Source organism: Micromonospora sp. MH33 (genome assembly GCF_003013775.1).
Lineage (GTDB): Bacteria > Actinomycetota > Actinomycetes > Mycobacteriales > Micromonosporaceae > Micromonospora > Micromonospora fulviviridis.
The window spans coordinates 14,180-39,868 of the sequence record NZ_MUYZ01000031.1 but is presented as its reverse complement, the minus strand read 5'-3'; the positions used below and the strand labels follow the sequence as shown (position 1 = coordinate 39,868).

Here is a 25,689-nt window from a genome sequence, read left to right as displayed (position 1 = left end):
GGCGGGACCGGCGGCCGGCCCGGTCTCCGGCCAGGGCAGGCCGGACCGCGCCTCGGCCGGTGGCACCGGGGGCGCGGCCTCGGGCCAGGGCAGGGCGGGCGCGCCCTGCTGGCGCGGTACGTCCTGCCCCGGCCAGAGACCGGTCGGCGGTTCGAAGGCGTTGTGCTGGTCTCGCTCGGCCGGCATGACCCTCCCTGGCTGGCGGCGGCCCGTCTCTCGGGGCTCAGGTCGGACGTGCATTCCGACCGACGATATCTCCCGGTCACCTGGGCCGTGCGTACCGCAACACTCAGCCGAACGCCCCACCCGGGGTGCCGGTGACGGTCGAAGCGGGCATCTCGACCCCGGTGCGGGCGATCGCGTCGAGCAGTCGGTCGGCCAGCTCGGGACGGCAGACCAGCAGGTCGGGCAGGCGCGGGTCGGCCCGGTTGTAGCGCAGCGGCGACCCGTCGATCCGGGACGCGTGCATCCCGGCGCCCAGTGCCACCGCCACCGGGGCGGCGCTGTCCCATTCGTACTGGCCGCCCGCGTGCACGTACGCGTCGACCTCACCGGTCACCACGGCGCACACCTTGACCCCGGCGGAGCCCATGGGCACGGCCTGCGCGCCGAGCAGCTCGACCAGCTCTCCGACGAAGGCCGGCGGGCGGCTGCGGCTCACCGCGATCCGGATCGGCCCGTCGACCGCCTTCGGGGTCGGGCAGCCGGTGCCGAGGATGAGCTGGTCACTGTCCACCGTGGTACGGGCCGGCATGCCGACCGCGCCGGCGACCAGGGCGCCGTCCGGCGCGGCGGAGCGCTGCCAGAGCGCCACGTGCACCGCCCAGTCGTCCCGGCCGGCCTCGGAGAACTCCCGGGTGCCGTCCAGCGGGTCGATGATCCAGACCCGGTCGGCGTCGTGCCGGGGCGCCCGCTCGCCGTCCGCCCACGCCCGGCGCGAGTCGGCCTCCTCCTCGGAGAGCACCGCGTCCGCGGGCCGCCAGCGGGCCAGCGCCGCGGTCATCAGCTCGTGCGACGCGCGGTCGCCGGCGTCCTTGAGCGCCTTCGGGTCCGCGAAGCCCTGCCGGTCCCGCAGCGCGGTGAGCGCCTCGCCCGCCCGCCCGGCCAGCCACTGCGCGAACTGCTGGTCGTCGAGCCGTCCGGCCTCGTCCTCGGTCACGAGCCTCACCACCTGTCTCCCCGGGTCTGCCGCGACCCGCAATCCTTCGGCGGCCGGTGGTCCCGGCGCCAGCTTCCGGTCGGATGGTAGACAGGCGTGAACCGGGCTCGGATCTCCGTCGGCCCTGGTGGACGGAGCGGCCGCCCGCATGTTGAACTTCGCGTGTATGGCGGTCGGACCCGCCGGACCAGGCCCTAGGCTCGTGCGCATGACCGCCGAGCAGCTGATCTCCTTCGCCCGTGGCGCTCCCTCGCTGGACATCGTCGATGTCGAGGGGCTCAAGGCCGCCGCCGTCCGCGCCTTCGACGCCGACCCCGCCGGGATCACGGCGTACGGCACCTCCGTCGGTTACCCGCCCCTGCGGAAGTGGATCGCGGAGAAGCACGGCGTCGAGGCCGATCAGGTGCTGATCACCAACGGTTCGCTCCAGGCCGACGCCTTCCTCTTCGACCACCTGGTGCGGCGGGGCGACGCGGTGGTGGTCGAGCGCCCGACGTACGACCGGACGCTGCTCAACCTCCAGCAGATGGGTGGTGAGATCCACGGTGTGACGATCCAGCCGGACGGTCTGGACACCGCCGAGCTGCGCAAGCTGCTGGAGTCCGGGGTCCGGCCGCGGCTGGCCCACGTCATCCCGAACTACCAGAACCCGGCCGGCGTGACCCTCTCCCTGGAGAAGCGTCGCGAGCTGCTCGACCTGGCCGCCGAGTACGGCTTCACGATCTTCGAGGACGACCCGTACGCGGACATCCGGTTCCGGGGCGAGCCGCTGCCCTCGATGCTGTCGATGGACACCCGGGGCGTGGTGGTGCACGCCTCCAGCTTCACCAAGACGGTCTGCCCGGGCGTCCGGGTCGGCTACCTGGTGGGCCCGGCCGACGTGATCGCGACGATCGCCAAGCGGGCCACCAACCTCTACATCTCGCCGGGCATGGTCTCCGAGGCGATCGTGCACCAGTTCTGTGTCTCGGGGGAGATCGAGCGGTCGGTACACACCGTGCGGACGGCGCTCGGCGAGCGTGCCGTGGTGCTCGCCGAGTCGCTGCGCCGGCACATCCCCGAGGCCCGGTTCGTGGAGCCGGACGGCGGTTACTTCCTCTGGGTGGAGCTGCCCGAGGACGTGGAGGTCGACCGGCTCGCCCCGGCCGCCGCCGAGCGCGGCGTGGCGGTGGTCAAGGGCAGCGATTTCATGATCGACGGCGGCCGGCACGCGCTCCGGCTGGCCTTCTCCGCGGTGACCGCGGACCGGATCGACGAGGGCGTCCGGCGGCTGGCCGAGGCAATGGCGGCCGTCCGAGGCTGATTTTCTGTCGGGTTTCCGACAGAACGGCGATACCGGCCGGCCCGGGTCTCCCGCTGGGCCGGCCGGCGGCTCACAATGCTGCGAGCGCCGCTCATCTTCGCCGGTGACCGGTCCGCCGACCGGCAGCCGCCCGGGCCGCCCCCGGTCCGGACCGTCGGCGCTCGCAGCAGAACTCCCGCCCCCAATGGGTGCCGGGTGGGCCGTGTCGCCCCTCACCCCCCTGACGCGGCCGGCCCGCCCGGCGCCGCCACCGTCTCCTGCCCGGCGTGACGCGGGTCGCAGCCCGGTCGCCCGCCCCGCGCTCGCCCGCGCTGCGCCCCGCCCTGACCGGCGTAACCTGCAAGCCGCAGCTTCGTGGAGAGGGGGCGAGATGACGGACCGGGTGGCACGCGACCGCACCGCCGGGCAGAACGGCGACCGGGCGCCCAGACCACGAGCCTGGGCGGCGCCGGTACGCGCCATGTCGCGCATCCTCAACGCCGACGGCTCCCCCCGTACGCCCCAGCCGGCCGACCCCGGCCGGAGCGGGATCGTCGACTGCGGCCTCTACGTCGACGGCGAGCGCCAACCGGGCGAGTGGCACTACGCCGACGCCCTGGCCGCCGCCCGCCAGGAGCGGAACGGCTTCGTCTGGCTCGGCCTGCACGAGCCGGAGCTGGACGAGATGACCGCGATCGCGGACACCTTCGGCCTGCACGAGCTGGCCGTGGAGGACGCGGTCAAGGCCGAGCAGCGGCCCAAGCTGGAGCGCTTCGGCGAGGTGGTCTTCCTCGTGCTGCGCACCGCCCGCTACTGCGAGCACACCGAGCTGACCGAGAACTCCGAGGTGGTGGAGACCGGCCAGGTGATGCTCTTCATCGGGCCGAACTTCCTGATCAGCGTCCGGCACGGGGACGCCTGCCGGCTGTCGCCGGTCCGCGCCGACCTGGAGGCGAAGCGGGACCTGCTGGAGCACGGCCCGTGGGCCGTCGCGTACGCGATCACCGACCGGGTGGTGGACCTCTACCTGGAGGTGGCCGACCGGCTGGAGGACGACCTCGACGTGCTGGAGGCGGACGTCTTCGACCGGCAGAACAGCGGGCGGATCCAGCGGATCTACCAGATGAAGCGGGAGCTGGTGGAGTTCAAGCGGGCGGTGGTGCCGTTGCAGCGCCCGCTGCTCACCCTCACCTCGCAGGTCAACCGGGAGGTGCCGCAGGAGGTGCGGCGCTACTTCCGGGACGTGCAGGACCACCTCAGCCGCACCGTCGAGCAGGTGAACTCCTACGACGACCTGCTCAACTCGATCCTCCAGGCGCGGCTGGCCCAGGTCACCGTCGACCAGAACAACGACATGCGCAAGATCGCGGCCTGGGCGGCGATCGGTGCGGTGTGGACCGCCATCGCGGGCATCTACGGCATGAACTTCAAGTACATGCCAGAGCTGAGCTGGACGTACGGCTACCCGGGCGTGTGGGCGCTGATGCTCGTCTCGTCGTTCACGCTCTACCGGCTGTTCCGCCGCAACGGCTGGCTGTGACCGGCAGACGGAAGCGCCGGCCGCGCGGGGCGTAGCCGCGCGCGCCGGCGCTTTCCGTGACCGTGCGGGTCAGCGGCGGCCGCTGGCCTTGGCGGTGTTCTTCCCGTTCTGCATCGCCTTGGTGACGTCGTCGGCCGGGCGGCCGGAGACGTCCCGGGTGCCCTCGGCGACCGAGGGGACCTTGTCGTTCGGGTGGATCTTGGGCTGGGTGCCCGGGGTGGTGGTCGAGGCGCTGTCGCCGCCGGCCGCCGCCGAGCTGCCGGCGCCGGTGGGGCCGCCGGCCACGCCCGACCTGCTGGACATGGTGGACGCGTCGGTCACCTTCGCGGTCGCGTCGGGGGTCTCCACCACGATGGTGTCCACGTCCTCGCGCATCGGCTCCAGCTTGCCCGCCGGGTCGTACTCGGCCCACTCCTGCTGCTCGCGGCGGCGCCGCATGGCCATCGCGCCGGCCAGGCCGGCGACCGTGCCGGCGAGCAGCAGGCCGGTCGTCATGCCGCGCGACCTCTTCTGCTTCTTCTTCGCGGCCTTCATGTTCTTCGCCTTCACCTTCTTGCTCATGGCGGCCTGCTTGGCGGTGGCGGCCTTCCGGCCGGTCAGGGCCTTGCCGGCGGCCTCGGCCTGCGCGTTGCGCATCGCCATGAGCAGCGGCGCGAGTGCGGCTGCCGTCGACGCGACACCGCTCGACGCCCGGTCCCGGACGACGATCGCGGTGGGCGCGACGGCGCCCCGGGCTGCCTGGACGCGCGGGCCGACCGTGGCGCCGGCACCCTTCGCCGCGTGCGCGGCGGCCTGCCTCAGGTGACCGATGCCCTGGTTCAGCTCCGCCTTCGCGAGCTGCCCCTGGGTCTTACGCCGCCCGATTCCAAACACGGTCCCACCTCCTGGGAGTTGTTCCTCCGTCATCCTCCACCTTCGGATGCCTCCGCATGGCCAGATCGGGCACATGGGAGGATCCGCATGGAACTGACCAACGAGTGAGGAGTACCCGTGGCCGAGGCTGTCTACGCCACCTTGCACACCAACGCTGGCCCGATCCGGCTGGAGCTCTTCCCGAACCACGCGCCGAAGACCGTCCGCAACTTCGTCGAGCTGGCCGAGGGCACCCGCGAGTACATCGACCCGCGTACCGGCCAGCCGGGCAGCGGGCCGTACTACGACGGCACCATCTCGCACCGTGTGATCAGCGGCTTCATGGTCCAGATGGGCGACCCGACCGGCACCGGTCGCGGCGGCCCGGGCTACAAGTTCGCCGACGAGTTCCACCCGGAGCTGCGCTTCGACCGGCCGTACCTGCTCGCGATGGCGAACGCCGGGCCGGGCACCAACGGCTCGCAGTTCTTCATCACGGTGGGCCCGACCCCGCACCTGAACAACCGGCACACCATCTTCGGCCAGGTCGCGGACGAGCAGTCGGCGAAGGTCGTGGACTCGATCGCGAACACCCCGACCGGCCCGAGCGACCGGCCGCTCCAGGACGTGGTCATCGAGCGCGTCGAGATCGAGCGCAAGCCGGCCTGAGCGTCACGCGGGTACCTTTGCTCGCATGACTGAGCGCTCCGGGCAGGCAGGTGACGCCACAGGCGGGCCGGCGCCGACCACTCCGGTCTGCTACCGGCACCCCGATCGGGAGACCTACGTCCGGTGCACCCGCTGTGACCGGCCGATCTGCCCGGAGTGCATGCGGGACGCCTCCGTCGGCCACCAGTGCCCGGAGTGCGTCAGCGAGGGACGCCGCACCGTGCGGCCGGCGCGTACCGCCTTCGGGGGCGGTGCCGCCGGCCGCCAGGGCTACGTCACGAAGACCCTGATCGCGCTGAACGTGCTGGTCATGGTGCTGTCCATCGCCTCGGCCCGGAGCGGGAGCGCGGTGGCCGGCGGCGGCCTCGGCGGCCTGATGGGCAACTCGACGCCGCTGACCGACTGGGGCGCGGTGCTGGGATACGCCCCGTACGTCGCCTTCGGCGAGTGGCACGGCGTCGCCGCCGGCGAGTGGTACCGGCTGGTCACCGCGATGTTCCTGCACTACGGCGTGGTGCACCTGCTGCTCAACATGTGGGCGCTCTGGGTGCTGGGCCGGACCCTGGAGGCGGTGCTCGGCCCGCTGCGGTTCCTGGCGCTCTACCTGGTCGCCGGGCTCGGCGGCAACGTGGCCGCCTACCTGTTCAGCCCCGTCCACGCCAGTACCGTCGGGGCGTCGACGGCCATCTTCGGCCTCTTCGCCGCGATCTTCGTGATCATGCGGCGGCTGGGCCGGGACACCTCGTCCATCGTGCCGATCCTGGTGATCAACCTGATCTTCACGTTCACCGTGCCGGGCATCTCGGTGGCCGGGCACCTCGGCGGGCTGGTGGTCGGCGCGCTGATGGCCCTGGTCCTGGCGTACGCCCCGCGGCTGCGGCGGACCGCCTTCCAGACCGCCGGCGGGGTGATCCTGCTGGTGGCGCTGCTCGGGCTGGTCCTCGTCCGCACCGCCGCGCTGACCGGCTGACCGCCTCAGCGGGCGGCGGCGCGGGCAGTCTCCAGCGCGGCGGCGACCTCCTCGGGCGGCGCGTCCAGGTCGTAGCGGCCGAACAGGTGCAGTGACTCGCCCGCGTCGATCTCCAGCGTCTCGCCGGTGATCCCACGCCGGGTACGCCGCTCCACCCGGATCGACTCCACGGCCGCCCAGGGCAGCCGCCGGCGGCGGGCGAAGCCCTGGATCACGGTGATCCCCTCCGGGTCGGCGGCCAGCCGGACCGGCGCGACCAGGTCGCGCAGCGCCCAGCCGAGCAGCCCGGCGGCGGCCAGCCCGGCGAGCACCGGCTGGACCCGGTCCTCGCCGGCGAAGAGCAGGCCCAGCGCGACCAGAACGAGCGCGCCGAGCGCCTTGACCGCCGGCAGCACCGGCGGCACGCGCCACTGCCGGGCCGGGGACGACTGTGCAGTCACCGCCCCAGCATGCCAGCCGGGTGGCGCGGAACCGGGGGAGGACGACCGGTCGGGTCAGCACGTAGGATCGGGGCAAGCCAGGTTACCGGGGAGTAGACATGAGTGACGCGGTCATCGTCGGTGCGGTACGGACCCCGGTCGGGCGACGCAAGGGCAGCCTTGCCGGCGTGCACCCGGTCGACCTCTCGGCGCACGTGCTGCGCGCCCTCGCCGAGCGGACCGGCATCGACCCGGTCGACGTCGACGACGTGGTCTGGGGCTGCGTGTCGCAGGTCGGCGAGCAGTCGTGGAACGTGGCGCGCAACGCCGTCCTCGCCGCCGGCTGGCCCGAGTCGGTCCCCGGCACCACGCTCGACCGGCAGTGCGGGTCCAGCCAGCAGGCGCTGCACTTCGCCGCCGCCACCGTGCTCTCCGGCCAGGCCGACCTGGTGGTCGCCGGCGGCGTCGAGTCGATGACCCGGGTGCCGATGGGCTCCAGCGTGGCCGGCGGGATGCCGTTCAGCCCGGCGATCCTGGAGCGCTACCGCGGCGTCGAGGGCGTCGCCGAGGACAGCCCGCTCCCGTTCAACCAGGGCGTCGGGGCCGAGCTGATCGCCCGGCGGTGGCGCTTCTCGCGTACGCAGCTCGACGAGTTCGCCCTCGCGAGCCACGAGAAGGCGGCCGCCGCGCAGGACGCCGGGGCGTTCGACCCGGAGCTGGCCCCGGTGGCGCTGGCCGACGGCGGCAAGTTCGCCGCCGACGAGGGCATCCGCCGGGACACCTCGCTGGCCAAACTGGGCGAGCTGGCCACCCCGTTCAAGGCCGACGGTGTGGTCACCGCCGGCTCGGCCTCGCAGATCTCCGACGGCGCGGCGGCGCTCGCGGTCACCACCAGCGAGTGGGCCAGCCGGCACGGCCTGCGCCCGCTGGCCCGGGTGCACACCGCCGTGGTCGCCGCCGACGACCCGGTCACCATGCTGACCGCCCCCATCCCGGCCACCGCGAAGGCGCTGCGCCGCGCGGGGCTGGGCATCGAGGAGATCGGGGTGTACGAGGTGAACGAGGCGTTCGCCCCGGTGCCGCTGGCCTGGCTGGCGGAGACCGAGGCGGACCCGGAGCGGCTGAACCCGCGCGGCGGGGCGATCGCGCTCGGCCACCCGCTCGGCGGGTCCGGCGCGCGGATCATGACCACCATGCTCCAGCACATGCGGGACAACGGGATCCGCTACGGCCTGCAGACCATGTGCGAGGGCGGCGGCATGGCCAACGCCACCATCGTCGAGCTGCTCTGAATGCGCCCGGCGCCGGGCTGGCGCCGGGCGACCCGGTGCTGGGCCGGTTGCGGGACGCCTACCTGGAGGCGTGGACCGAGCGCCACGACGGGCCGCCCGGCCGGGGCTCGACGTCGCACCGGCAGTGCGATTTGCACGGGTGGAAGTTCCAGAAATCGGGAGTGACCCATATCACCCCTGCTCATCTGCTCGTTGCATCTTGCATGGACGTGTTCTCGCGAACGTTCCTTCCGGCCGCCGCCGACACCGGCCTGGCGACCCAGACCGTCAGCCGGCACATGCCGGTCTTCCGCCGGTGCGTCGGCTCCGGCGACGCCACCATCCTGGTCACCCGGTGCAGCCGCCCGGACCACCCGGTCGGCGGCGACTACCTGATGCTGCTCACCCACCGCCGCCTGGTGGTCACCCAGCAGACCCGGGTGCTGCACCGGCTGCGCCTGCACCTCAACACCGAACTGCGCGAGCTGAGCAACGTCACCTGGAGCCCCGACCCCCGGTCGCACAGCGTGGAGCTGGCGGCCACGGCGATCGACGGGATCCGGGAGCGGTTCCTCATCCGGACCCACCACCCGAAGCAGGTGTGGCAGCTCGACGCCCTGCTCAACCACGCCTTCCGGACCCGGCTCCGGACGCCCGCCGAGCGGATTGTCGCCACCATCGGCGAGCCGTCGGCCGGCGCCCGCCCGGCCGTGTTCCGCCCCGCGCCGGTCCGCTGACCGGCTCCTTACCGAACCCGAACATTCCCCTGACCTTCCGGGCGGCGCCCGGTCGGTAATCATGGGCCGGTGACCGCCGACGACGCACCGCGCGGGCTCGTCCTCGTGGTGGAGGACGAGCCGGCCATCGCCGACCTGGTCCGGCTCTACCTGATCCGGGACGGGTTCGGCGTACACCTGGAACGGGACGGGGCGGCCGGGCTGGCCGCCGCGCGGCGGCTGCGCCCGGTGGCCTGCGTGCTCGACATCGCGCTGCCCGGCCTGGCCGGCACCGAGGTCTGCCGGCGGCTGCGTGAGGCCGGCGACTGGACGCCGGTCATCTTCCTCACCGCCCGGGACGACGAGGTGGACCGCGTCGTCGGCCTGGAACTGGGCGCGGACGACTACGTGACCAAGCCGTTCAGCCCGCGCGAGCTGGTGGCCCGGGTGCGGGCGGTGCTGCGCCGCACCGCCGGCGCGCCCACCACGACCGAGCGGCCCCGGGTGGTCGGCCCGGTCACCCTCGACCCGGCCCGGCGCACGGTCACCGCCGCCGGTGCCCCGGTGCAGCTCACCTCCACCGAGTTCGACCTGCTCGCGCACCTGATGGCCCGGCCCGGCCGGGTCTTCACCCGGGAGGAACTGCTGGCCGGCGTCTGGGGGTACGCGGCCCATGCCGGTACCCGGACCGTCGACGTGCACGTGGCGCAGGTCCGGGCGAAGCTCGGCCCGGCCAGCGTGATCCGCACCCACCGCGGCGTCGGGTACGCGGCCGATGCCTGAGCAGCCGACCATGGCGCTGCCGGTCGTCGGGCCCGGCCCGTCGGCCCTGCCCCGGCGGCGGTTCGCGCACACCCTGACCGCCCGCGCGGTGCTGGTCAGCTGCGCGGTGGCGCTGGTGTCGGTGCTGGTCACCGCGCTGGTCGCGGTCCCCCTGGCGGTGCGCGGCGCCGAACGGCGCGACCAGGTCGCGCTGGCCGCCCAGGCCCGGCTCGCCGCCGACGTGCTCCGGGTCCGGGCGGTACGCCAGCGGGACACCGCCGGGGACCGGCTCATCCGCCAACTCCGCCAGCAGCAGATCGAGGTGTACCTGATCCGGGCGGGCCAGGCCGACCGCGCCGGCCTGCCCCGGCCGGTGGTGAACAGGGTGGCGGCCGGCCGGGACGTCTCCGGCCGGCGAATGGTCGGCGGCGAACGGGCCCTGGTCGAGGGCCGGGCGCTGCCCGGCGGGGACGGCGTGGTGCTGACCCGGCCGACCCGGAACGGACCGTGGGGTCAGGTGCTGCTCAGTCTCTGGTTGCCGCTGCTCGCCGGGCTCGCCGCCGGGGTGGCCGCCGGCCTGTTCCTCGCCCGCCGGCTGGCCCGGCCGATCCGGACCGCGGCCACCGCCGCCGCCCGGCTGCGCGCCGGGGACCGGGCGGTCCGGGTGCCGGTCGAACCGCCCGACGAGGTGGCCGACCTGGCGCACGCGCTGAACGGGCTGGCCGCCGCGCTGGCCACCAGCGAGGGGCGGCAGCGCGAGTTCCTGCTCTCGGTCTCGCACGAGCTGCGCACCCCGCTCACCGCCATCAGGGGCTACGCCGAGGCGCTGGCCGACGGGGTGATCGAGGCCGACGCGGTGCCGGCCACCGGCCGGACCGTGCTCGCCGAGTCCGAGCATCTGGACCGGCTGGTCAGCGACCTGCTGGCGCTGGCCCGGCTGGAGGCCGCCGACTTCCCGCTGGAACCCGGGCCGGTCGACCTGACCCGGCTCGCCGCCGACGCGGCCCGCACCTGGACCGACCGGTGCGCGGCGGTCGGCGTGCCGTTCCGGGTGGAGGCGCCAGCCGGGCCGGTGCCCGCGTACACCGATCCGGGGCGGATCCGGCAGGTGGTGGACGGGCTGCTGGAGAACGCGCTCCGGGTCGTACCCCCGGGGGCGCCGGTGGTGCTCGCGGTCCGGCCGGCCGGCGCGGACCCGGCGGCGGGCGGGCTCGTCGAGGTCCGCGACGGCGGACCCGGCTTCACCGACGACGACCTCGCGGTGGCCTTCGAGCGCGGGGCGTTGCACCAGCGGTACCGGGGGGTGCGCAAGGTGGGCAGCGGCCTGGGACTGGCGCTCGCCGCCGGGCTGGTCCGCCGGCTCGGCGGCGAGATCACGGCCGGGCACGCCCCGGAGGGCGGCGCGGCCCTCACCGTCCGGCTGCCCGGAGATCCTTACCTGACCCGAACATCGGCCTGACGATCCGCTCGTGCGCGCGGGGGAGGCTGTGGGCACCACGGACGAGAGGAACACTGATGGCACGTCAGGGAATCGTCACCGGCGTCACCGCGCTGCTCGCGGCGGCCGCGCTCGGCCTCGCCGGCTGCGGCCCGGCCCAGGTCGCCCAGGACTCGGCGAAGGAGACCGCCGTCGAGGTGGCCGCCGCCCTGGGCGCGGACGGCCAGGCGCTGGCCGCGCTCGGCGTCGACGCCGCCGACCTGGACGTCGACCCGGTAGCCGCCCCGGCTCCCTCGGCCTCCGGCGCGCCCGGTGAGCAGGCCGGCCCGCAGGACAAGCGGGGCGAGCGGGGGCAGGAGTGGCGCAAGCGGCACCGCGCCCGGGTGCTGCTGCGCAAGAACACCCTGCACGGCGAGGTCGTGGTGCAGACCAAGGACGGCGGGACGAAGACCGTCGCCGTGCAGCGCGGCCAGGTGACCGCGATCGACGCGAAGTCGATGACCGTGAAGTCCACCGACGGCTTCACGATGACCTGGACCTTCGACGAGAAGCTGCGGGTGGTCGAGCGGCGCAGCACGGTGCAGTCCAGCGACATCAAGGTCGGCACGACGGTCGGCGTGGCCGGCGCCAAGGACGGCGACAGCGGGGTGGCCCGGCTGGTCGTGGTCCCGTTCAAGCAGAAGTGAGCCGGGCGCACCGGGGCCGGCGCGACCGCGCCGGCCCCGGTGCCGTTCCTCAGTAGAAGGGCACTTGTCCGGCAGAACGGGCGGGTCGGTGGTGAGTGTCCGGCCAGGCCAGGGGCGGGCTGTGATGACCTGGGCGACCAGCCGGGTTACGCTAGGCCCCGACTTGCCGTCGCCACCGTGGAGAACCCGTGAAGCTCTCGATCCTCATGCCGGTCTACAACGAGGAAGAACGCATTGCGGATGCCCTCAAGCAGGCATTGGCGGTGGACTACCCCTGCGAGATCGAACTCGTCGTCGTGGACGACGGCAGCCGCGACGGCACCGGCGAGGTGCTGGGCCGGGTGGACGACGCCCGGCTTCGGGTGATCACCCACCAGCGCAACGCCGGCAAGGGCGCGGCCATCAAGACCGCCGTCGACAACGCCGAGGGTGAGTACATGGTCATCCTCGACGCCGACCTCGAGTACGACCCGCAGGACATCCCGCGGCTGCTCGAGCCGGTGCTGGACGGGCGGGCCACGGTGGTCTACGGCAACCGCACCTTCGGCAGCCACAGCTCCTACAGCTTCTGGTACGTGATGGGCAACAAGGGCGTGACGCTTGCCGCCAACGTGCTCTACAACTCCTACATCGGCGACCTGGAGACCTGCTTCAAGCTGATGCCGCTGGAGCTCTACCGCTCGCTCCAGGTCCGCTCGCGCGGCTTCGGCATGGAGGCCGAGGTCACCGGCAAGCTGCTCCGCCAGCGCATCCGCCCCTACGAGGTCCCGATCAGCTACCGCGCCCGGGGCCGCGAGGAGGGCAAGAAGATCACCTGGAAGGACGGCGTCGAGGCGATCTGGATCCTGGCCCGCGAGCGGGCCCGGCGCCGCCCGGTCGGCCCCGCCGCCCGCTGACGCCCCACAACGACACGGACCCCGCACCCCGGCCCAGGCCGGTGTCGCGGGGTCCCGTCGCTCAGACGGCGGCCCCGGCCGCCGGGGTGAGGAACGCGTCGACCGAGCGACGGAGGCCGGCCGCGTCCAGGCCGTGCCAGCGGTCGTGGTCCTCCGGCGTGCCGTAGCGGCGCAGGTCCGACCGGCCCACCCCGAGGGCGAGCAGCCGGTGCGGCCGGTCGGCCAGCGCCGCGCCCACCACCCGGGCCGAGGTGCCCGCCAGGTACGGCTCGACCAGGATCACCTCGGTGCCGGCGAGCGCCCGCAGCCCGGCCGTGTCGAACGGGCGCGGCCGGTGGGTGTAGGCCACCGTGACCGGCCGGTCGGCCACCGCCGCGAGGGCCGCGTCCAGCAGCGGCCCGACGGCCACCAGCAGCGGCGCGCCCGGCCCGGCGTCCCGCACCACCCGCAGCTCACCCGCCTCGGGGTACGCCCGCGTGTTGGCCTGCGTGGACAGCCGCAGGTACGCCGAGTCCCGCCCGCACACCAGGTCGCGCAGCAGCCCGGGCACCTCGCCCGGGTGGCCGGGCACGTGCACGGTCCAGTCGCGCAGGGTGTCGATCAGCGCCACGTCGGCCGGCCCGAGGTGGGTCCGTCCCGCCGCCGCCCGGTCGTACGACGCGCCGACGCTGACCAGCACGGCGCCGACCCCCTGGTGGTCGAGGTCCAGCTTGATCTGCTCGTAGGCCCGCTCGACGAGGAATGGCGCGTAACTGTGCACGATCGGCCGCTGCCCGGTCAGCGCCAGCCCGCCGGCCACGCCCACCATCAACTGCTCCCGGATGCCGACGTTGACCACCCGGCCCGGATACCGCGCGGCGGCCGGGGCGAACGCGGCGGCCGAGATGTCGGCCAGCACGATCGTGGTGCGGGGATCCGCCAGGACCTCCTCGGCGGTGGTCACGAAGGTTTCGCGCATGCCCATGGTCACTCCCCGTCGGTGACGACCGCGACGACGACGTGCGGCCGGTGGTGGTCGTGCCCGGTCAGGGCGGTGTGCAGGGCCGCGTGGTCCCGGCCGTCGACGGTCGCGGCGGTCCACCCGTTCACGGTGAACCGGCTGGCCGCGCCGCCCGGCCAGCCGTGGCTCGCCGAGTGGTTGTCCAGCACGATCGCGGTCAGGTTGCCGAGCCCGGTGGCGCCCGCGTACGCGATCGCCTCGTGGTTCGAGCCCTCGTCCAACTCGGCGTCGCCGAGCAGCACGTACACCCGGGGGTCGGTGCGGTCCTGGGCGCGCAACCCGAGCGCGGTGCCCACGCCCAGGCCGAGACCGTGGCCCAGCGACCCGGAGCCGATCTCCACCCCGGGCACCAGCAGCCGGTCGGGGTGGTCGCCGAGCCGGCTCTCCGGGCCGCCCTGGTCGTCCAGCCACTCCATCGGGACGAAGCCCCTGGCGGCGAGCAGCGCGTAGTAGCCGGCGACCGCGTGCCCCTTGGAGAGCAGGAAGCGGTCCCGGTCCGGGTCGTCCACGGTCGCCGGGGTGATCCGGAGCACCCGGTCGTAGAGGACCTGGAGCACGTCCAGCGTCGAGTACACGTTGGCGCCGAACTCGCGGCCGGCGCGTACCCGGTCGAGCAGCGCCCTCAGCACCGCGGGGTCGGTGGCGGTTGTCGTCGTCATGCGGATAGCCTCGGAGTTGAAGCTCACTTCAACTCAAGGCCCTGTGATGCACGAAGCACTGACCATCGGACAGCTCTCCACCCGCAGCGGGGTGGCCCCCTCCGCGCTGCGCCACTACGAGCGGCTCGGACTGATCCGGGCCCAGCGGACCGGCGGCAACCAGCGCCGCTATGCCCGCACCGAGTTGCGCCGGGTGGCCTTCATCCGGATCTCACAGCAGGTCGGCGTCTCGCTGGAGGAGATCCGGGAGGCGCTGGACTCGCTGCCGTCGGCGCGGACGCCCACCCCCGACGACTGGGCCGCCCTGTCGAAGACCTGGCGGGACCGGCTGGACGAGAAGATCCGGTTGCTCGGCAAGCTCCGCGACGACCTGGACGGTTGCATCGGCTGCGGCTGCCTGTCGTTGCAGCGCTGCACCCTCTACAACCCGGGCGACGCGCTCGCCGCCGAGGGCCCCGGCGCCCGGCTGATGCTCCCCCGCGAGGGCTCCGGGGCGGCCTGACCGGTCAGCGGACCAGCAGCACCTTGCCCAGGTGGTCGCTGGTCTCCACCAGCCGGTGCGCGTCGGCGGCGTCGGCCATCTTCGCCCGTGCGTGCACCACGGGCCGGATCTTCCCCGCCTCGACCAGCGGCCACACGTGCTCGCGGACACCCCGGACGATCTCCGCCTTCTCGGCGACCGGGCGGGAACGCAGTGCCGTCGCGTGCACCGAGGCCCGCTTCGCCAGCAGCATCCCCAGGTCCAGCTCGCCCTTGCGGCCGCCCTGCATGCCGATCACCACGAGCCGCCCGCCGGTGGCCAGCGCCGCCACGTTCCGCGGCAGGTACGCGGCACCCATGATGTCCAGGATCACGTCCGCGCCCCGGCCGTCGGTGACCCGGCGGACCTCCTCGACGAAGTCCTGCTCCCGGTAGTCGACGGCGTGCGCGGCGCCCAGCTCGCGCAGCCGCTCGTGCTTCGCCGCCCGGGCGGTCACCACGACGGTCGCGCCGAGCGCCACCCCGAGCTGGATGGCGAACGTGCCGATCCCGCTGCCGCCGCCGTGCACCAGCAGCGTCTCGCCCTCGGCCAGGCGGGCCAACTGCACCACGTTCGAGAAGACGGTGCAGGCCACCTCGGGCAGCGCCGCCGCGTCGACCGGGTCCACCCCGGCCGGCACCGGCAGCAGCTGACCGGCCGGCACGGCGACCCGCTCGGCGTACCCGCCGCCGGCCAGCAGCGCGCAGACCTCGTCGCCGACCGCCCAGCCGGTCACCTCCGGACCGAGCGCGGCCACCACCCCGGCACACTCCAACCCCGGGTACGCCGGCGCACCCGGCGGCGGCGGGTACTGCCCCTGCCGCTGCAACAGGTCGGCCCGGTTCACGGCGCTGGCCCGCACCTCGACCACCACCTCGCCCGGGCCGGGCTCCGGATCGGGCACCGCCGCCCAGACGAGCGCCTCGGGTCCACCGGGTTTCGGGATCGTGATCGCGTGCATAGCCCAGTCTTACCCGATCCGACCGGCCGTCCACGCCCGGGCCAGGATCTCCTCCACCGTCTCCTCGGGCGTCTGCGCCGAGGTGTCCAGCCAGAGCCCGATCCGGGGCGTGTCGGCCCGGAACTCGGCGTCCAGGTCGGCGACCGGCCAGTTCCCGTACCCCTGCTTGGGCCGGTCCCGCTCGCGGGCGGCGACCACGTCGGCGCGGGGCGCGAGCACCACGACGGCGAGCGGTCGGTGCCGGATCCGGTCGACCACGGCCGGCAACTCCGGGCCGAGGACGACGTCCTGGAGCACCACGGTGAAGCCGGCGGCGGCGTAGCGGTCGGCGGCCGACGCGGCGAGGTCGTAGCGGAGCCGGAGCTGCCGCCACGCCTCGTCGCTGAGCTCGGCGGTCATCTCGGCCCGCCCGCTGACGATCATGCGGCGGAACACGTCACCGCGTAGGTGCACGGCGCGGGGCAGCCGCCGGGCCAGCAGTTCGGCCACAGTGGACTTGCCCGCCGCCATGATTCCACTGATCAGCACCACCGCCGGGGTATCCCACACGCGAACATCCTGACAGTAGGGGTGGGACGGCGGCTCGCCTGTTCCACCGTCCGTGGCAGACTAGGCACGGCCGCGCACCCCGTCGGGGACGTGGCAGGGAGGGTTCGCCTAGTGGCCGATGGCGCTGGTCTTGAAAACCGGTAAGGCAGCGATGTCTTCGTGGGTTCGAATCCCACACCCTCCGCTCTCCCGGGCGGCAAAGTGCCCCTGGCCAGCGCGAACGCCGGTCAGGGGCGCGTCTGTGTCGTACCCGGGACGGCGTGGGTTCAGGCGATGAGCAGACGAAGGCCGAGCTCTGCCGCATCGAGGTCGACGAGGTCGGCGTTGCGTTCCGCCCACCGGCCTGAGTCGAGGTCGTCACGGAGGCTGTGCACCGCCCTCTGCTCGGCGTCCGGCCCGACCCTGGCCCAGACCGACACCCCGCGACGGACGTTCTCGTCCAGGTACGCCTCGGGCCGGCGCCAGTAGGCCTCGAAGAAACCGTCGACGCAGTCCCACGGGATGGGCACCGGCTCCACGCGGGCTCCGATCGCGCCGGCCAGCTCGTCCAGCGAAGGCCGGCCGGCAACGAGGTCCGCGACCTCAGGAAGGTAGTCGCGAGTGAGCCAGAACCGACGAAGCCATCCGGCGTCACTGGTGTCGTGCGTGAACACCACCACGCGGCGAGCAACGCGCCGCATCTCGCGCAGGCCCGCGACCGGGTCCTGCCAGTGGTGGATGGTGGCGAAGGCCATCGCCGCGTCGAAGGACTGGTCCTCGAAGGGAAGGCACTCGGCGGCGGCAGCCACGCACGGCGCCGAACCCGCGGGGCGCTGCGCCCGCATGAGCGCCGACGGCTCCACCGCGGTGAGGTCACGGTCGGCGGGCTCGTAGGAGCCGGTACCGGCCCCGACGTTCAACACCGTCCGCGCATCGCCGAGCGCGGCCCAGACCTGTGCGGCGATCCGCGGCTCGGTGCGCCGCGTCACGGTGTACGTGGCTCCGATGGTGTCGTACAACTGCGCGCTGGGCATGTCGTCGCCTCCCTGGCTGTGACCCGCCCCGCGCCGCGCACGGGGCTGGCGTCGCTGCCCTGGAGAGTAGGTCAGTTGTCGCCGGATGGTGAGCCGGTGGATCCGGACAGCGGGCGCTTCGGGTTCGATCGGGGCCGCGGAGGGGGTATGAAGGGGCGCAGGACATTCGCGTGCACCCGGAAGGACCGTTTCGATGAGCCTGGAACGACCGATCGCCCCGGACCCGTACGAGCTGCTGCCGACGGTGCCGTCGTTTCACCTGACCAGTGACGACGTGCACAACGGCGAGCCGATGGATGCCCGGTACGCGCACGGCAGCACCGGCGGCGAGAACGTCTCCCCGCACCTGGCCTGGTCGGGCTTCCCGGACGAGACCAAGAGCTTCGTGGTCACCTGCTTCGACCCGGACGCGCCCACCGGCAGCGGCTTCTGGCACTGGGTGCTGGTGGACGTGCCCAGCTCGGTCACGGAGCTGCCCACGGGCGTCAAGGAGAGCGACCTCGGGGCCGCCTTCAGCGTCCGCAACGACTACGGCGACACCGGCTACGGCGGTGCCGCCCCGCCGCCCGGGGACCGGCCGCACCGGTACGTCTTCGCGGTGCACGCCGTGGACGTGGAACGGCTCGACGTGGGCAAGGGGGCCAGCCCGGCGTACGTCGGCTTCAACCTGGCCTTCCACACCCTGGCCCGGGCGGTGATCCGCCCGACGTACCAGGTCAAGGAGTGAGGCGACGGGGCCTCCGCGGACGCGGAGGCCCCGTTCCGGTCAGCCCGGGACGCGGGCGACCGCGAAGACGGACTGGCCGAACGGCGGCCGGACCCGCTGCTCGGCGGCCTTGGTGGCCGGGAGGACCAGGGTGTCGTAGACCTTCACCATCGGGCCCTCCTTCGGCATCAGCCGGAAGACCTTGGTGGCCATGAAGTAGCCGATCAGGCCGAGCGCGTTGGCGTAGTGGATCTTCTCCACGGTGAGGCCGGCCTCGGTCATGGCCGTGGCCAGGGTCTTCTTCGTGTAGCGCCGGACGTGGCCGGTGGCGACGTCCGCCGGGCTCATCGCGAACTGGAACGCGGGCACGATGATGATCACGGCCCCGCCGGGGCGGACCAGGTCGCGCATGCTCTGCAGCGCGCTCACGTGGTCCTCGATGTGCTCCAGCACGTTGTACGACACGGCCGCGCTGTAGTCGCCGCGCTCGGAGTGCGGCAGCAGCATCTGCCGGACCTCGATGCCCGGGTGCTCGGACAGCCGCTCCTTGAGCCGGACCAGGCGGTCTGGGTCCGCCTCGGTGGCGGTGATCCGGGGCAGGCGCTCGGACCACTCCAGGGCGTAGTCGCCCAGGCCGCTGCCGATCTCGATGGGGTTGTCACCGAGGTAGGGCAGGGCGAGCTCGACGAACCACCGGCGGTGGTTGACCGCCGTGGCGAGGCCCTCGAGCACCTCCGACTGGACGCGCTGATCCCCAGTGATATCTGCCATGCGTCGATTCCTCACGATATGACTGACCCGCGCCTGGACCGACAGAGTCAACCATCCGGAGGACGGCGGGAGAATCGGGGCACCGGGGGTGGCCGAAATGCGGTCGGGGGTGGGCACGTGATCGGCGGTCGGCGAACCCGGCACATAGTACGCCAGTACCCAGAAACATGTCACGGCCCTGCCATACCCTGACTACGCTCTGAATTGCCATGACTACTCCTGAATCGGACGCCGCTCCGGGTGGTGCCGCCGAGGACGGGCCCGACGAGGGCGGACGACCGGGGCAGGACAGGCGGGTCGACGCGGTCGCCGTGCTCAGTTTCGTGCTGCTCGCCTTCTGGGTGACGGCCCGGATCTGGCTGGACCCCGCCAACGGCGTCCGGGACAACCGCACCGACCAGGCGCAGTTCGAGTGGATGATGGCGCACGGCGCGCGGGTGGTGACCGATTTCGCCTATCCGTTCACCTCGGACCGGATGAACGTGCCGGACGGCGTCAATCTGATGGCAAATACGTCCGTATTATCCATTTCATTGCCAATGACGCCCGTCACCGTCCTGTTCGGGCCCCGCTGGTCATTCCTGCTCTTTCTCACCCTCGGAATGGCCGCCACCGGCGTGGCCTGGTATTTCGTCCTCTCCCGTGTGTTGATCGGGGCCCGCGGGCCGGCCTGGCTGGGCGCCGGCTTCTGCGCGTTCGCGCCAGCCATGGTCTCGCACGCCAACGCCCATCCCAACATCGTCAGCCAGTTCGTGGTGCCGCTGCTCGTCTGGCGGACGCTGCGCCTGACCGAGCCGGGCCGCTGGCTGCGCAACGGCGTGCTGCTCGGGCTGCTCATCGTCTGGCAGGCCTTCCTCAACCTGGAGATCCTGCTGATGACCGCGATCGGCCTGGGCGTGGTGGTGCTGGCGCTCGCCCTCGGCCGGCCCGAACTGCGTACGGCGGCCCGGCCCTTCGCCGCCGGGCTCGGGGTGGCCGCCGTGCTCTCCGGAGTGCTGCTGGCGTACCCGCTCTCCGTGCAGTTCTTCGGACCCGGGGCCTACCAGGGGCTCTCCACGCTGATCCGCGGCTACCGCACCGACCTCGCCTCCTACGTCGCCTGGTCCCGGGAGTCCCTGGCCGGTGACGCGCGCGGCAGCGTCTGGCTGGCCAAGAACGCCACCGAGGAGAACTCCTTCTTCGGCTGGCCGCTCGCCGTGCTGGTGGTCGCGCTGGTCTGGTGGCTGCGCCGCAACGCCGTGGTGCTCGGCCTGGCCGCCGTCGGCGCGGTGTTCGTGCTGTTCTCGCTCGGCCGCGAGATCCGCTTCGACGGGCGGGACACCGGCATCCCCGGCCCCTGGGCCGCGCTGGAGCACCTGCCCATCCTGCACTCGGTGGTGCCGACCCGGTGGTCCCTGGCGCTCACCCCGATCGTCGGGATCCTGCTCGCACTGGGCGCCGAACGCGTCCGGCGGCTGGCCCGGCGGCACCCGGCCGCCCGCGGCCGGATCCGGTTCGTCACCGCCACCGTGCTCACCATGGCGCTGCTGCCGCTCCTGCCCACCCCGCTGCCCGCGGTGCGCCTCGACCCGACCCCGGCCTTCGTCACCTCCGGCGCCTGGCGTCCGTACGTGGCCGGCGGGCACACCATCGTCACGCTCCCGCTGCCCGACACCACGTACGCCGTCCCGCTGCGCTGGTCCGCCGAGACGCGGCTGGACATGCCGCTGGCCCGCGGCTACTTCCTCTATCCGGACACCCGGCCCGGCGCCGGCCGGGTCGCCCTCTTCACCGCCCCGCCCCGCCCCACCAGCACCTTCTTCACCACCATCCGGCAGACGGACGCCGTGCCGCCGATCACCCCCCAGGACCGGGTGGCTGCCGTCGACGACCTGCGCTACTGGCGGGCGGGCGCGGTGATCCTCGATCCCCGGCTGCGACAGGCCGGATCACTGCACCGGGGGATGACCGAGCTGACCGGGATCACCCCGACCTTCACCGGCGGGGTCTGGCTCTGGGACGTGCGCCCCCTGGTGGACTGAACGAACCAGCCGGGTCAGGCCTGGCGGACGCAGCAGCCCTGGCAGATCTTCGGCCGGGGCAGGGTGAAGGCCAGGCAGCAGGTGCGCCGCTGCACGGTCGGCTCGCCGGCCGGGCCCGGCGCCAGTTCGACCAGGTCGCTCAGGTCGAGCGCGTCGAGCAGCGTGCCGATGGTCGTGGTCGAGGAGCCGGGCAGCGCGTCCGAGGCCCGCAGGATGCCGTGCGCGATGCCGGAGGCGACCGAGCCGAGCAGCGTACGGGTGCCGATCCGCACCTCGCCCTGGATAGCCGCGATCAGCGGGGCGAAGTGGGCGTCGAGCAGGGAGCCGCGCAGCGCGTCGAGCAGCGCCGCCTCGTCGGCGACGACCCGGACCCCCGGTACGCCGGCCAGCGCCAGCGGGTCCCCGGGCAGCACCGCGACCGGGGTCGAGCTGCGCAGGCCGAGCGTGAGCAGCTGGTGGTGGTCCTCGAAGTGGACCAGCACGTCGGCCGGGTCGAGCAGCGGCACCCGCCGGGCCGAGGCCCAGCCGAGCACCGCCGGCAACGCCGTCCAGTAGCTGTAGGACTTCCAGGCCAGCGCGGCGCAGGCGTGCGGGGTGCCGCCCCAGCGCCGGCCCGCTGCCCGCAGGAACTCGGGGAGCAGGGTGCCGTCGACCAGTCGGGTGGCCGGGGTCCAGTGGGGCGCGCCATCGGTGACCAGCAGGCCGCGCGCGAGCCCGGGCAGCTCGTCGGTGCCGAACATGGCCCGCAGGGTGCCGGTGATCGGGGCGAACGGGGTGGCGACGTCCCGCCCCGGCATCACCGCAGTCACCTGGCCGTCCCCTGTCTGGTCGCCCCACCGGCCGCCGCCTGTCGTCGGCCCGGACTAAGGCTAGCCTAACCACAGCTTCCCTTCGAGGGGAAGTGGTCCCGCGGGCTCCGGGGGGAGGTCCCGGTCACTCCGTCGCCCGTCGCGTACTACCCGGCGACGTGGGCGGAAAACGCCACCCAGCGGGGCGGCGGGCCGCGCGAGCATCGACGGATGCCGTTGAATTGTCAAGGCGAGTGTCGAATACGAGGCAGTTTCCGTACACGTTCGGCCACCGAACGTGAAAATGGTCTTCCCGCGTACGAGGAAGCCGATGACGACCTCACCCATCGAGCGTGCCGCCGACTCGTTCGCGGCCGAACTCGCCCGGCACCGCACCGGCCGAGGGCTGTCCAAGAAGCAGTTGGCGACGCTGATGGGCTTCGACCCGTCGTACGTCAGCCACGTCGAGGGGCGCCGGCACCGGCCCACCGAGGACTTCGCCCGCCGCGCCGAGGCCGTGCTGGAGGCCAGCGGCGCGATCTGGCAGCGCTTCCGGGAGTACGACGAGCTGCGGCACGGTCGCTCCGGCGGGCCGCACCGGGACCCACCCGTGCCCGGCCAGTGGCTGCCGCCCGGCACCGGGCTGGTGGTCGAGCGCGAGACGGCCACCCTCACCCACATCGACGACGGCTACCACTGCGCGATCCGGCGCGAGCTGTACAACGCCGGCACCGAGCCGGTCACCCGCTACCTGGTCCGGGTCGCCGTCGACCGCTACCCCAACGACCCCGGCCGCTCCAACCGGCACCACCGCGAGCACCCGCTCACCTTCGCCGAGCTGCAACTGGCGGCCTACCGGGACGACGGGGGCGCGCGGGAGCCGATGCACTGGCGGGCCAAGCACGACCGGGACGCGTTCAAGGAGATCTGGCTGCTCTTCGAGAACGACGAGGGGCGCTTCCCGCTCTACCCCGGCGACCGGGCCACCATCGAGTACGCCTACCGCGTCGGGCGGGACAAGTGGGGCCCCTGGTTCCAGCGCGCCGTACGCCTGCCCACCCGGCATCTCGCCGTCCGGCTCGACCTCCCCGCCGACCTGGACCCCAAGGTGTGGGGCGCGGAAACCTCCCTCTCCGCCGAGGAGGGGCCGCTGCGTACCCCGATCCAGCGCCGCGACGACGGCGGCCGGGCGATCTTCGACTGGGCGACCGACGACCCGCCGCTGAACGCCCGCTACCGGATGCAGTGGCGCTTCCGCAGCCAGCCCCCCGACGTCGAACCCGAGGAGTCCGCCCCCGGCGCCCGGGTACGGGCCAGCGACCGGATGCGCGCGGTCGGCATCCTGCAGCGCGGCGACGACCTGCTCCGGCAGCCCGCCCGCCAGTTCGACCTGCCGCGCGAGGAAAAACTCGCCCGGGACGTGATCGAGCGCCTCGCTGGCCTGCTGGTCCGCCTCGACGAGCTGCACCCGTTCAGCAAGGGCGTCGGCATCGCCGCGCCGCAACTCGGGCTCGGCTGGGCCGCCGCCCTGGTCCGCCCCGCCGACCGGGTGGCCGAACCGGTCGTCCTGCTCAACCCCCGGGTGGTCGACAGCGCCTCCGACACCGACGAGCAGTACGAGGGCTGCCTCTCCTTCTTCGACCACCGCGGGCTGGTGCCCCGGCCGCTACGGATCGACGTCGAACACGCCCTGTGGGACGGCAGCCGGGTCATCACGTCCTTCGAGTACGCGATGGCGCGGCTGGTCGCCCACGAGATCGACCACCTGGCGGGCCGCCTCTACGTCGACCGGATGGCCCCCGGCGTGCCGCTGGTGCCGGTCGAGGAGTACCGGGAGACCGGCAACCCCTGGCGCTACTGATGCCGGAGCTCCGGTACGCGGGCCGGTTGCCGGCCCGACCCGCGCACCGGTGAACGGGGGGCCGGGTCGCGTGCCCCAGGGGGCAGGGGCACGCGACCCGGCTCGGGGGGAGCAAGGTCTACAGGTTGCCGAAGGTGTCGTAGCGGATGTTGTCCGGCGGCACGTCGTCGGCGGCCAGCGCGCGCAGGGTCGCCCGGACCATGGCCGCCGAGCCGGAGACGTAGCAGTCGTGCGTGGTCCACGGGCCGTACCGGGTGACCACCTCGGAGATGTCGCCGAGTTCGCCGTCGAAGTCCGGGTCCTCGCTGCACGCCGGGGTCACCGACAGCCACGGGTGCGCGGCCATCAGCTTCTCCAGGTCGGGCAGCCCGTACAGCTCCGCAGGCCGGCGAGCACCGTAGAAGACGTGCACCCAGCGGGTCCGGTTGACCCGGGTCAACTCCTCCACCAGCGCCTTGATCGGGGCCAGCCCGACGCCGCCCGCCACGCAGAGGATGTCGCGGATGGAGGCGCGGTCCAGGGTCATCGAGCCCATCGGCGCGGCCACCCGCAGCAGGTCGCCCGGTCTGGTCCGGCGGACCAACGCCCCGGAGACCCAGCCCGCCGCCCCGGCCGGCGTCCGCACGTGGAACTCCAGCACGTTCTCCTCGTTCGGGGCGTTCGCCACCGAGTACGTCCGCCACACCCGCGGGTGGTGCCGGGGCGCCTCGACGCTCACGTACTGGCCCGCCTGCCAGGTCATCGGGTGCTGGAGGGCGCGCACGGTCAGCACGGCGGTGTCCGGGCCGTGCCGCTCGTGGGTGAGCACCTCGGCGTGCCAGAACGGCGGGTTGTCGTCGGCCGCCGCGCCGGCCAGCATCCGCGCGCTGATGCTGGCGTACGCCTCCCGCCACGCCTGGTCGTACTCCAGGTTCCAGCCGTCCCCGGCGGTGCTGCGCAGCGCGTCCAGCAGGGCGACGCCCATGGTCTCGTAGTGGCTCGCGTCGACGTGGAACTTCCGGTGGTCCCGGCCCAGCGCGCGCAGGTACTCGTCGAAGCTCTCCGGGTCGTCCACCGTCTGGGTCGCGGTGACGATCGCCTCCAGGATCCGGTCGCCCTGCCCGGTCATCTGCACCGGGAAGAGGCCGCGCAGCGCCGGGTCGAGGAGGAACAGCCGAGCGTAGAAGTGACCGCTGAGCCGCTCCCGGTCCTCCTCGACCAGGGTCCAGCTCTCCTTCAGCAGCCGTGCGAAGTTCTCCACGAGGGCGCGCTCCTTCTCCTGGCCGGCGGATCGGCCCCCATAGAATCTCCACGGAGCGTGCGCACCGGTCGCACACAATGTGCGATCGGCTCACCTGACCGCCGGGACGTGCCGACCGGCCCCGGAGTGCGGCACAGTGGTCCGGTGACGGTTGACGAGCTGACCCGCCCGGTCTCCCGCCGGACCCTGGGCACCGAGACGCTGCTCGTGCTCGGTCTCTCCCTCGGCCAGTCGGCCGTGTACGCCCTGGTCTCGCTGGTCGCCAAGCTGACCGCCGCCGGCGGGCTGTCGAAGCAGACCGCCTCGCTGAACAACTCCGTGTCGGCCCGGCCCTACCTCGACCTGACGTACCAACTGCTCGGGATTCTCTTCGCGCTGCTGCCGGTGCTGCTCGCCGTACACCTGCTGGCGCGCGACCCCGGCGACCCGGCGCGGGCGCTCGGCGCCGACCTCACCCGGCCCGGGTCGGACCTGGCCCGGGGCGCGGGCCTGGCGGCGCTGATCGGCCTGCCCGGGCTGGCCCTGTTCTGGGCCGCGGCCCAGCTCGGCATCAACGCCACCCTGGTCCCGGCCGCCCTGCCGCACCTCTGGTGGGCGGTGCCGGTGCTGATCCTGGCCGCCGTGCAGAACGCCGTGCTGGAGGAGGTGATCGTCGTCGGTTACCTGTTCACCCGGCTGCGGCAACTCCAGTGGCGGCTCGGCGCGGTGCTCGCGGCGAGCGCCGTGCTGCGCGGCTCCTACCACCTCTACCAGGGGTTCGGCGCGTTCCTCGGCAACGCCGTGATGGGCGTGATCTTCGGGCTCTTCTACCTGCGCACCCGGCGGGTGGGGCCGCTCATCGTCGCGCACACCCTGCTCGACGTGGTCGCCTTCGTCGGTTACGCCCTCCTCCCGAAGTCCTGGTTCGGCTGGCTCTGACCCGGTGAGGGGGTCGCGGACC

25 protein-coding genes, 1 tRNA gene and 2 pseudogenes are annotated in these 25,689 nt (G+C 73.5%); 16 read left to right on the top strand and 12 right to left on the bottom strand.

Going from position 1 to position 25,689, the window contains the following annotated elements:
• Positions 1-186: pseudogene (locus B0E53_RS08180) on the bottom strand (hypothetical protein); the annotation flags it as partial.
• A gap of 103 nt (positions 187-289) precedes the next feature.
• The gene (locus B0E53_RS08175) at positions 290-1,168 is read right to left on the bottom strand and encodes a 3'(2'),5'-bisphosphate nucleotidase CysQ (protein ID WP_107075453.1); all 879 of its coding nucleotides are present in this window, start codon (positions 1,166-1,168) and stop codon (positions 290-292) included.
• A 199-nt stretch (positions 1,169-1,367) separates the two neighbouring features.
• Here B0E53_RS08175 and B0E53_RS08170 point away from each other — a divergent pair, with 199 nt between their 5' ends.
• Together B0E53_RS08170 and corA are read left to right on the top strand one after the other, a co-directional pair.
• Complete coding sequence (locus tag B0E53_RS08170) at positions 1,368-2,462, top strand: PLP-dependent aminotransferase family protein (RefSeq protein ID WP_107075447.1); 1,095 nt, start codon at positions 1,368-1,370, stop codon at positions 2,460-2,462.
• A 370-nt stretch (positions 2,463-2,832) separates the two neighbouring features.
• Positions 2,833-3,981 carry a magnesium/cobalt transporter CorA gene (gene corA, locus B0E53_RS08165; RefSeq protein WP_107075446.1) on the top strand — a complete coding sequence of 383 codons (1,149 nt, stop codon included), beginning with the start codon at positions 2,833-2,835 and terminating at the stop codon, positions 3,979-3,981.
• A gap of 69 nt (positions 3,982-4,050) precedes the next feature.
• On the opposite strand, the gene B0E53_RS08160 is transcribed toward corA, so the two are convergent.
• Complete coding sequence (locus tag B0E53_RS08160; RefSeq protein ID WP_107075445.1) at positions 4,051-4,887, bottom strand: hypothetical protein; 837 nt, start codon at positions 4,885-4,887, stop codon at positions 4,051-4,053.
• 84 nt (positions 4,888-4,971) lie between these two features.
• Between B0E53_RS08160 and B0E53_RS08155 the strand changes: the two genes are divergently transcribed.
• Together B0E53_RS08155 and B0E53_RS08150 are read left to right on the top strand one after the other, a co-directional pair.
• Positions 4,972-5,502 carry a peptidylprolyl isomerase gene (locus tag B0E53_RS08155; protein WP_107075444.1) on the top strand — a complete coding sequence of 177 codons (531 nt, stop codon included), beginning with the start codon at positions 4,972-4,974 and terminating at the stop codon, positions 5,500-5,502.
• Positions 5,503-5,527: 25 nt separating this feature from the next.
• Entirely contained in the window at positions 5,528-6,472 is a 945-nt protein-coding gene (locus B0E53_RS08150; protein WP_107075443.1) for a rhomboid family intramembrane serine protease, read from the top strand.
• Positions 6,473-6,477: 5 nt separating this feature from the next.
• Here the strand turns inward: B0E53_RS08150 and B0E53_RS08145 are convergent, their stop codons facing one another.
• Positions 6,478-6,912 (bottom strand): PH domain-containing protein, encoded by a 435-nt coding sequence (locus B0E53_RS08145; protein WP_246835296.1) that lies wholly within the window; start codon positions 6,910-6,912, stop codon positions 6,478-6,480.
• Between the two features lie 98 nt (positions 6,913-7,010).
• On the opposite strand from B0E53_RS08145, the gene B0E53_RS08140 reads away from it, so the two are divergent.
• From B0E53_RS08140 to B0E53_RS08115, 6 genes are all read left to right on the top strand, one after another.
• Positions 7,011-8,183 (top strand): acetyl-CoA C-acyltransferase, encoded by a 1,173-nt coding sequence (locus B0E53_RS08140; protein ID WP_107075441.1) that lies wholly within the window; start codon positions 7,011-7,013, stop codon positions 8,181-8,183.
• Positions 8,184-8,386: 203 nt separating this feature from the next.
• Positions 8,387-8,899 (top strand): hypothetical protein, encoded by a 513-nt coding sequence (locus B0E53_RS08135; RefSeq protein ID WP_107075440.1) that lies wholly within the window; start codon positions 8,387-8,389, stop codon positions 8,897-8,899.
• A 69-nt stretch (positions 8,900-8,968) separates the two neighbouring features.
• On the top strand, positions 8,969-9,661 hold the full coding sequence (locus tag B0E53_RS08130) for a response regulator transcription factor (protein WP_107075439.1): 693 nt from the start codon (positions 8,969-8,971) through the stop codon (positions 9,659-9,661).
• Between the two features lie 10 nt (positions 9,662-9,671).
• Positions 9,672-11,099 (top strand): HAMP domain-containing sensor histidine kinase, encoded by a 1,428-nt coding sequence (locus tag B0E53_RS08125; protein ID WP_246835297.1) that lies wholly within the window; start codon positions 9,672-9,674, stop codon positions 11,097-11,099.
• Between the two features lie 56 nt (positions 11,100-11,155).
• Positions 11,156-11,764 (top strand): hypothetical protein, encoded by a 609-nt coding sequence (locus tag B0E53_RS08120; protein ID WP_107075437.1) that lies wholly within the window; start codon positions 11,156-11,158, stop codon positions 11,762-11,764.
• A gap of 188 nt (positions 11,765-11,952) precedes the next feature.
• A complete protein-coding gene (locus B0E53_RS08115) occupies positions 11,953-12,660 on the top strand; it encodes a glycosyltransferase family 2 protein (protein WP_091316602.1) in 708 nt (235 codons plus the stop codon).
• A 61-nt stretch (positions 12,661-12,721) separates the two neighbouring features.
• Here the strand turns inward: B0E53_RS08115 and B0E53_RS08110 are convergent, their stop codons facing one another.
• Positions 12,722-13,618 (bottom strand): transketolase, encoded by an 897-nt coding sequence (locus B0E53_RS08110; RefSeq protein ID WP_107075452.1) that lies wholly within the window; start codon positions 13,616-13,618, stop codon positions 12,722-12,724.
• Positions 13,619-13,626: 8 nt separating this feature from the next.
• Positions 13,627-14,319 carry a transketolase gene (locus tag B0E53_RS08105; RefSeq protein WP_107075436.1) on the bottom strand — a complete coding sequence of 231 codons (693 nt, stop codon included), beginning with the start codon at positions 14,317-14,319 and terminating at the stop codon, positions 13,627-13,629.
• A 46-nt stretch (positions 14,320-14,365) separates the two neighbouring features.
• On the opposite strand from B0E53_RS08105, the gene soxR reads away from it, so the two are divergent.
• Positions 14,366-14,821 (top strand): redox-sensitive transcriptional activator SoxR, encoded by a 456-nt coding sequence (soxR, locus tag B0E53_RS08100; RefSeq protein WP_107075435.1) that lies wholly within the window; start codon positions 14,366-14,368, stop codon positions 14,819-14,821.
• Between the two features lie 4 nt (positions 14,822-14,825).
• Here soxR and B0E53_RS08095 read toward each other — a convergent pair whose 3' ends face one another.
• Together B0E53_RS08095 and B0E53_RS08090 are read right to left on the bottom strand one after the other, a co-directional pair.
• The gene (locus tag B0E53_RS08095; RefSeq protein ID WP_107075434.1) at positions 14,826-15,800 is read right to left on the bottom strand and encodes an NAD(P)H-quinone oxidoreductase; all 975 of its coding nucleotides are present in this window, start codon (positions 15,798-15,800) and stop codon (positions 14,826-14,828) included.
• Between the two features lie 9 nt (positions 15,801-15,809).
• On the bottom strand, positions 15,810-16,349 hold the full coding sequence (locus B0E53_RS08090) for an AAA family ATPase (RefSeq protein ID WP_246835295.1): 540 nt from the start codon (positions 16,347-16,349) through the stop codon (positions 15,810-15,812).
• A 97-nt stretch (positions 16,350-16,446) separates the two neighbouring features.
• Between B0E53_RS08090 and B0E53_RS08085 the strand changes: the two genes are divergently transcribed.
• Positions 16,447-16,533 (top strand) — tRNA-Ser (locus B0E53_RS08085).
• Between the two features lie 82 nt (positions 16,534-16,615).
• Here the strand turns inward: B0E53_RS08085 and B0E53_RS08080 are convergent.
• A pseudogene (locus tag B0E53_RS08080) lies at positions 16,616-17,353 on the bottom strand (class I SAM-dependent methyltransferase); the annotation flags it as partial.
• Positions 17,354-17,555: 202 nt separating this feature from the next.
• Here B0E53_RS08080 and B0E53_RS08075 point away from each other — a divergent pair.
• Complete coding sequence (locus tag B0E53_RS08075) at positions 17,556-18,089, top strand: YbhB/YbcL family Raf kinase inhibitor-like protein (RefSeq protein ID WP_107075433.1); 534 nt, start codon at positions 17,556-17,558, stop codon at positions 18,087-18,089.
• Between the two features lie 39 nt (positions 18,090-18,128).
• On the opposite strand, the gene B0E53_RS08070 is transcribed toward B0E53_RS08075, so the two are convergent.
• Positions 18,129-18,839, bottom strand: a complete 711-nt coding sequence (locus tag B0E53_RS08070) for a class I SAM-dependent methyltransferase (protein WP_107075432.1) — start codon at positions 18,837-18,839, stop codon at positions 18,129-18,131.
• A gap of 209 nt (positions 18,840-19,048) precedes the next feature.
• Here B0E53_RS08070 and B0E53_RS08065 point away from each other — a divergent pair, with 209 nt between their 5' ends.
• Positions 19,049-20,860, top strand: coding sequence for a hypothetical protein (locus tag B0E53_RS08065; RefSeq protein ID WP_107075431.1), 1,812 nt, complete (start codon positions 19,049-19,051; stop codon positions 20,858-20,860).
• 14 nt (positions 20,861-20,874) lie between these two features.
• Here B0E53_RS08065 and B0E53_RS08060 read toward each other — a convergent pair whose 3' ends face one another.
• A complete protein-coding gene (locus B0E53_RS08060; protein WP_107075450.1) occupies positions 20,875-21,657 on the bottom strand; it encodes a hypothetical protein in 783 nt (260 codons plus the stop codon).
• Positions 21,658-21,979: 322 nt separating this feature from the next.
• Here B0E53_RS08060 and B0E53_RS08055 point away from each other — a divergent pair, with 322 nt between their 5' ends.
• On the top strand, positions 21,980-23,509 hold the full coding sequence (locus tag B0E53_RS08055) for a peptide deformylase (RefSeq protein WP_107075430.1): 1,530 nt from the start codon (positions 21,980-21,982) through the stop codon (positions 23,507-23,509).
• A 118-nt stretch (positions 23,510-23,627) separates the two neighbouring features.
• On the opposite strand, the gene B0E53_RS08050 is transcribed toward B0E53_RS08055, so the two are convergent.
• A complete protein-coding gene (locus tag B0E53_RS08050) occupies positions 23,628-24,749 on the bottom strand; it encodes a globin domain-containing protein (protein ID WP_107075429.1) in 1,122 nt (373 codons plus the stop codon).
• Between the two features lie 144 nt (positions 24,750-24,893).
• On the opposite strand from B0E53_RS08050, the gene B0E53_RS08045 reads away from it, so the two are divergent.
• Positions 24,894-25,667, top strand: coding sequence for a CPBP family intramembrane glutamic endopeptidase (locus B0E53_RS08045; protein WP_107075428.1), 774 nt, complete (start codon positions 24,894-24,896; stop codon positions 25,665-25,667).
• The last annotated feature ends 22 nt before the right edge of the window (positions 25,668-25,689 follow it).